This window comes from Candidatus Cybelea sp., assembly GCA_036489315.1.
Taxonomy (GTDB): domain Bacteria; phylum Vulcanimicrobiota; class Vulcanimicrobiia; order Vulcanimicrobiales; family Vulcanimicrobiaceae; genus Cybelea.
The window spans coordinates 1-5,332 of sequence record DASXFZ010000027.1 but is presented as its reverse complement, the minus strand read 5'-3'; the positions used below and the strand labels follow the sequence as shown (position 1 = coordinate 5,332).

The window sequence follows — 5,332 nt, the reverse complement described above, 5'->3', positions numbered from 1 at the left end:
GGGTTATGCCAAATTCTCATCTTTGGGCCGCCTTTTGCCCGAATACTTCGTTGCTCTTCGCTCGCAAAGCGCTGCTTTTGTCGCTCATCGCGCCTCGTCTTCGAACAAAATTCGGCGCCAAATCTGAAAATGGGCATAACCCGACAGGCTCCTAGCGACCGTCTTTTTCGTCGTGAGGCGGGGCGCATGGTGGCGGCGCTGACGCGCCTCTTCGGTCTTCACAATTTGGGATTGGCAGAAGACGTCGTTCAGGACGCCTTCTGCCGCGCGCTCGAGGTCTGGAAGCTTCGCGGGATACCGGAAAATCCGTCGGCGTGGCTGATGACGACGGCGAAGAATCGCGCGCTCGATCTTCTGCGGCGAGAACGAACGGCTCGAACCTTCGCACCGGACCTCGGCCGTCTGCTCGAAACGGAGTGGACGCTGGCCCCGGCAGTCGACGAGGTCTTCGACCCGGTCGGCATCGCCGACGACGAATTACGAGTGATCTTCTCGTGCTGCCGGCGCGAGCTTCCCGAAGCCGCGCAGGTGATGCTCGTGCTCGCGCTCGCCGGCGGATTCGGACCGAGCGAAATCGCGAGCGCGTTCATGAGCACGCACGCCGCCGTGCAGAAGCGGTTGACGCGTGCAAAGCAGCGCCTCGCAAGTTCCGGCGCGCTCTTCGACATCGCCGATCGTGCGGACTTTGCCGCGCGGCTGCCGGCGGTGCAGCGCGCGCTCTATCTGATCTTTAGCGAAGGCTATCACGGATCGTCAACGCAGGTCGTGCGCGCCGAGCTCTGCCGCGAGGCCATCCGTTTGGTGCGCCTGCTCGCCGCGCATCCGCTTGGCGCGACGCCGGCAACCCACGCGCTCTGCGCCTTGATGTATCTCGATGGCGCGCGGCTGCCGGCACGGCTCGATGCATCCGGCAATCTCAACTCCCTCTGGGAACAGGATCGGTCCCGCTGGGATGCCGCGATGATCGCCGAGGGGAAGGCCTGGCTCGAACGCTCTGCGACGGGCTGCGCGATTAGCCGCTTTCACGTTGAGGCCGCGATTGCGGCCTCGCACGCGCGTGCGCCGACCTTCGAAGCGACCGATTGGGAGGAGATCGTTTCGCTCTACGATACGCTGATGACGATCGCACCATCGCCGGTCGTCGCGCTAAATCGCGCGATCGGTCTCGCACAGCGCAGCGGTCCGCACCGCGGCCTTGAGGCGATCGAAGCGATCGCAATGCGCGAACGGCTCGAAGAGTATCCGTTCTATCACGCGGCTCGCGGCGAGCTCGAGCTGCGATGCAGCAACGCTGCAAGCGCTCGCCGCCATTTCGAAGCCGCGCTCGCACTGGCTCGAAACAAGGAGGAGCGCCGCTTCCTAGAAAAGCGCGTTGCTGCATGTATTTAACCCTCAAGCTCGTCCACATCGCCGGAGTCGTCCTCTTTCTCGGCAACATCACGGTGGGCGTGTTTTGGAAGCAATTCGCCGATAGGACTCGCAACGCAATCGTCATGGCGACGACCGTCGACGGCATCATCGCCGCCGATCGTTTCTTCACGATTCCGGGGATTCTGCTGTTGCTTATCGGCGGTTTCGGCGCCGCCGCCGTGGGCGGCATTCCGATTCTCTCGACGGGATGGCTCTTGTGGGGGCTCGTCGCCTTTTTTCTTTCCGGTGTCGCGTTCGGGCCGCTCTCGCGCACACAGCGTCAGCTCTCACGGGCTGCGCACGGCGGGAACTTCGAAGAATACGATCGGCTCTCGAAAAACTGGAACGTTTGGGGCACGATCGCCCTGCTATTCCCGGTCATCGCCTTCGTTCTGATGATTCTCAAACCGTCACTGCCCGCATTTTAATCAGGGTCGGCCTCCGCCGGCGAAATTATAAAGAAAGTCTGAAGTTTAGGCTTTCTTCAGAAGTTGCCGGTATCGTGATCGCAACGACCCGTAGTAAACGGAGGTTCCCGATGCCCAACGCATCCCACCGCCCGGACCGGCGGTCGTTTCTCGAAGGTCTCGTCCTCCTACCGGCGCTCGCCGCGACGCTGAGCGGAGTCGCCGCAGCCGATTCGTCGAAGGCCAGCAAGAGCGCGATGCACTATCAATCGTCGCCGAACGGCTCGATGCAATGCGCGGGATGCAAGTTCTTCATTCCCGGCAGCGACGCGAAATCGGACGGCACGTGCCAGGTGGTCGACGGGGCGATTTCTCCAACGGGCTACTGCATGGCATATTCGGCGAAATAAGCTTCAGAGTTTTTTAACTCATAAGCATTAACGTGTGGCGAACAACTCCACTTCCGACTAGAATTTTGAGGTGCATTGATGTTCAACACACGAGCGGGCGCCGCGCGATTCGTTTTAGCCGCGCTCGCGGCAACGCTCGTCGTCAGCGCTTGCGGACACAACTATAACGTAGCGCCGGCTACGGGCCAGACGTCAGCTTCGCAAGTACGCAATGCCGTTGACGACGTTTCGCCCGATTCGAGTTCGGTACTCAAATCTTTGAAAAAACAGGTCGTGATCGGTTCGCTCGTCGATCCGGTCAACGGTGCCGGCAATCCCTACGGCCTGACGGTCGCTCCAGTCAGCAGCGGTGACTTTACCAAGGGCGATTTGGTCGTCTGCAATTTCAACGCCAAGTCGAACGTCCAAGGCACGGGAAGATCGATCGTCGCGATTCATCCTAAGCCGGGTTCCAAGCCGATGCACGTTTCGTCGATTCCCTCGTTGAAGGGCTGCGACGCGCTCGCGCTAGGCGGCAACGACACGATCTGGGCGGCGGCAATGGTCGCCAACGATAACCCGATCATCGACACGATGGGCGACCTGATCCAAAACATCAAAGGCAAGCCGTTCAAACAGCCTTGGGGGCAGATCTTCGCCACGCCGAAGACGGGCTCGGCGGCCTTTTACGCCACCAACGCGGGAACGGGAACGGTCGTCCGCATCAACCTCGGCTCCAAGTTCACCTATGACATCGTCGGCTCGGGATTCCCCGTGAACCACGGCAAGCCGGGAACCGCGCTCGCGCCGTCGGGGCTCGCGTACGATGCGAGCAACGATACGCTGTATTTTGTGGACGGGCAGAACAACACGCTCGTGGCGTTCAAGAACGTCTCCTCGATTCCCGACGGCGGCATCAAGGCGATGGACAACGGCATGAAGTTCAGCGGGCCAAACGCTAAGGACGCGCGGATCGTCTACTCGGGCCAGCCGCTCAACGGCCCGATCAGCACCGCGCTTCTGCCCAACGGCAGCATCGTCGCCGGCAACACGCTGGATCCGGACGGCAAGAATCTCATGATCGAGATCTCGCCCGCCGGCAAGCTGCTCGACGTTCGCAACGTCGATAAAGGTGCAGCGGGTGCGCTCTTCGGCATGGTTGCCACGGGTACGCCGGCGGATACGAAAATCTGGTTCAACGACGACAACGACAACAATCTGCAGGTACTCGAACGGTAAGAGGCCGCGATGCGATTCACTCGCATCGAAAGCGAAGGGCGGGCGGCATACGCCGTCCGCCCTTCACAATTTCTTTGCTGAAGCTTTACGTCTTCGGCTGGTGGACCGAGTCCTTAATCAGCTTCAGTTCGACCAGATCGTTGCTGTACACGCTGCGCATCGGGAGGTGCGTTCGGGTGTCGCTGACCACGAGTGGCACCTTGTACGTCGGGTCGTAGGCGATGCTCTGCTTCGAGCTTGCCTTGAGGTAGCGCGAGCCCTGCTGTTCCAAAATCCCGGTGGACGAGAGGGAGATGGCGCCGTGCGCCTTCGGGATCGGCCCCTTACCGTGCAGAGTATAGGTGCATTTCCAGGTCGTCAGCGCGTTCGCGACGCCTGAGGCGCCGGGAAGCAGCGCGGCTTTGACCTCGTAGATCTGCTGCCAGCTCGATGTGCCGGCAGCATTGAGCTCTTTGAAGAACGCGCGGCCGAGCAGGGGAAAGAGGGTTAGCTGGATCGGCGACAGCGCGTACGGACGTTCGGTACACGCGACGGTTCCGTTCGCATGGACCTCGCAGGTGTTCGTGGCCCGCGGCCGCGCCGTGTTCCACCAGTTATCCGTGCCGCTGACCATCAAACCGCCATCGGCGGCCTTCCAAAAGCTCACGGTCGTCGTTCCGGTTCCGTTTCCGGAGCTCGCGACCTTGGTGTTGTAACCGAATTCATAAACGAGATGCCGCACCGCCGTACCCGCGGGGGGAGACTGTCCGGTAAGCGCGACGAGCGCTGCGAGCAGCAGACCGATGGCCTTCATAATAGTTTACCTCCGGGCGCGTAGCCGTTACTTACCTGCTTTATCCTAAACCGGACTCCCATAGACCTCTAATGAAGACTGCACGAGCGCGATTCGTTATCAGCACACGCTTTCGCGCTCGGCAGTCCGCTTCAAACTCGGAGGTCTTGTCTACAAAGAACTATCTACATCTTGACGTGGGCGATCGTAATCATCGTCTTGCCGCCCGAGGTCGTCAGGGTTATCGAGGTCTGGCCTTTGCCCGGATCGCCGATCGTAAAGACGGCGCTCTGAATGGGCGAGGTTATGTGCGACTTTTCCGAGCCGGCCGGCATGTTCTGCTGATACCACTGATAGACTTTGTCGAACGAATCGTCGGTTGCCAGGACCTTGCCCGCGGCGCTCTGACCCATATTGCTGCTGCTGCCGGAGGCTTGGGTCTCCGCGCCGGGATACGAGGGGGGTTCGCTGCCGGCCGCGGCGCTGTTGTCGGAGGTGGCCGGCGAACTGGCGGCGGACGCGCTTGCGCCCGACATATCGGAGGCGCTGGTCGCGGCCGCGTTGGTGGTATCCGAGGCGCTGGTAGCCGAGGCGCTCGAGGATTGGTCGGAGCTGTTCGAAGATTTGCTGTTGCACGCCGTAACGCTGAGCATCGCGGCGATCAATACGAGCGACAGGCTGAGAAAACGCATACGAGTTCTCCTCAATGGACGCAACGGTTGGGTCGTCCGCCGCCTTCGGGCGGACGCTTGGTACGGGGACTATAGCAGGGGCCGAGCAAGCTTTCCTGCCCGGCCTGCGTCCTGCCGTCCCAGGCCGTACCTACGGTTCCGAGCTCGAACTCGAGGTCGAGTTGCTTTTCTGTTGTACGCCGCCATTCGCCGGTTGTGTGACCGTCGTGGTGTTAGTCGTCGTCGTCACGTTCCACGGATGCCAATAGAACATCACGAAGAGTAGCGCGGCTACGACGACAATCACGCCGATCACCCAGGCGATCGGTCCAGCCGGGCTTCCGTTGACCACTACCGTTCGTTCATCCGCCATGCTTCATACCTCGAAGCGCCTTCTTCCCAATAGATCCTCAACTCTAACGACAGACGGCGGCAATTGCAGAT

The 5,332-nt window shown here is 61.0% G+C and carries 7 protein-coding genes; 4 read left to right on the top strand and 3 right to left on the bottom strand.

Features of this window, described 5'->3' with window-relative positions; genetic code table 11:
- Positions 1-129 precede the first annotated feature (129 nt).
- The 4 genes from VGG51_06970 to VGG51_06955 all read left to right on the top strand — a co-directional run bounded on the left by VGG51_06970 (position 130) and on the right by VGG51_06955 (position 3,445).
- Entirely contained in the window at positions 130-1,389 is a 1,260-nt protein-coding gene (locus VGG51_06970) for a DUF6596 domain-containing protein (protein HEY1882764.1), read from the top strand.
- Complete coding sequence (locus VGG51_06965) at positions 1,380-1,838, top strand: DUF2269 family protein (protein ID HEY1882763.1); 459 nt, start codon at positions 1,380-1,382, stop codon at positions 1,836-1,838. The genes VGG51_06970 and VGG51_06965 overlap by 10 nt, the downstream gene beginning before the upstream one ends.
- A 110-nt stretch (positions 1,839-1,948) precedes the next feature.
- Positions 1,949-2,227, top strand: coding sequence for a hypothetical protein (locus tag VGG51_06960; GenBank protein HEY1882762.1), 279 nt, complete (start codon positions 1,949-1,951; stop codon positions 2,225-2,227).
- A gap of 78 nt (positions 2,228-2,305) precedes the next feature.
- Complete coding sequence (locus VGG51_06955) at positions 2,306-3,445, top strand: hypothetical protein (GenBank protein ID HEY1882761.1); 1,140 nt, start codon at positions 2,306-2,308, stop codon at positions 3,443-3,445.
- Positions 3,446-3,530: 85 nt separating this feature from the next.
- Here VGG51_06955 and VGG51_06950 read toward each other — a convergent pair whose 3' ends face one another.
- The 3 genes from VGG51_06950 to VGG51_06940 all read right to left on the bottom strand — a co-directional run bounded on the left by VGG51_06950 (position 3,531) and on the right by VGG51_06940 (position 5,261).
- The gene (locus VGG51_06950; protein HEY1882760.1) at positions 3,531-4,238 is read right to left on the bottom strand and encodes a hypothetical protein; all 708 of its coding nucleotides are present in this window, start codon (positions 4,236-4,238) and stop codon (positions 3,531-3,533) included.
- A 164-nt stretch (positions 4,239-4,402) separates the two neighbouring features.
- On the bottom strand, positions 4,403-4,909 hold the full coding sequence (locus tag VGG51_06945; GenBank protein ID HEY1882759.1) for a hypothetical protein: 507 nt from the start codon (positions 4,907-4,909) through the stop codon (positions 4,403-4,405).
- 130 nt (positions 4,910-5,039) lie between these two features.
- Positions 5,040-5,261 (bottom strand): hypothetical protein, encoded by a 222-nt coding sequence (locus tag VGG51_06940; GenBank protein ID HEY1882758.1) that lies wholly within the window; start codon positions 5,259-5,261, stop codon positions 5,040-5,042.
- Between the last annotated feature and the right edge of the window lie 71 nt (positions 5,262-5,332).

What these genes read in the sequence shown, in the direction of transcription:
- VGG51_06965 (HEY1882763.1), top strand. Translation starts at nt 1,380, where the DNA reads ATGTATTTAACCCTCAAGCTCGTCCACATCGCCGGAGTCGTCCTCTTT.
- VGG51_06950 (HEY1882760.1), bottom strand. Translation starts at nt 4,238, where the DNA reads ATGAAGGCCATCGGTCTGCTGCTCGCAGCGCTCGTCGCGCTTACCGGA.
- VGG51_06945 (HEY1882759.1), bottom strand. Translation starts at nt 4,909, where the DNA reads ATGCGTTTTCTCAGCCTGTCGCTCGTATTGATCGCCGCGATGCTCAGC.
- VGG51_06960 (HEY1882762.1), top strand. Translation starts at nt 1,949, where the DNA reads ATGCCCAACGCATCCCACCGCCCGGACCGGCGGTCGTTTCTCGAAGGT.
- VGG51_06955 (HEY1882761.1), top strand. Translation starts at nt 2,306, where the DNA reads ATGTTCAACACACGAGCGGGCGCCGCGCGATTCGTTTTAGCCGCGCTC.
- VGG51_06940 (HEY1882758.1), bottom strand. Translation starts at nt 5,261, where the DNA reads ATGGCGGATGAACGAACGGTAGTGGTCAACGGAAGCCCGGCTGGACCG.
- VGG51_06970 (HEY1882764.1), top strand. Translation starts at nt 130, where the DNA reads ATGGGCATAACCCGACAGGCTCCTAGCGACCGTCTTTTTCGTCGTGAG.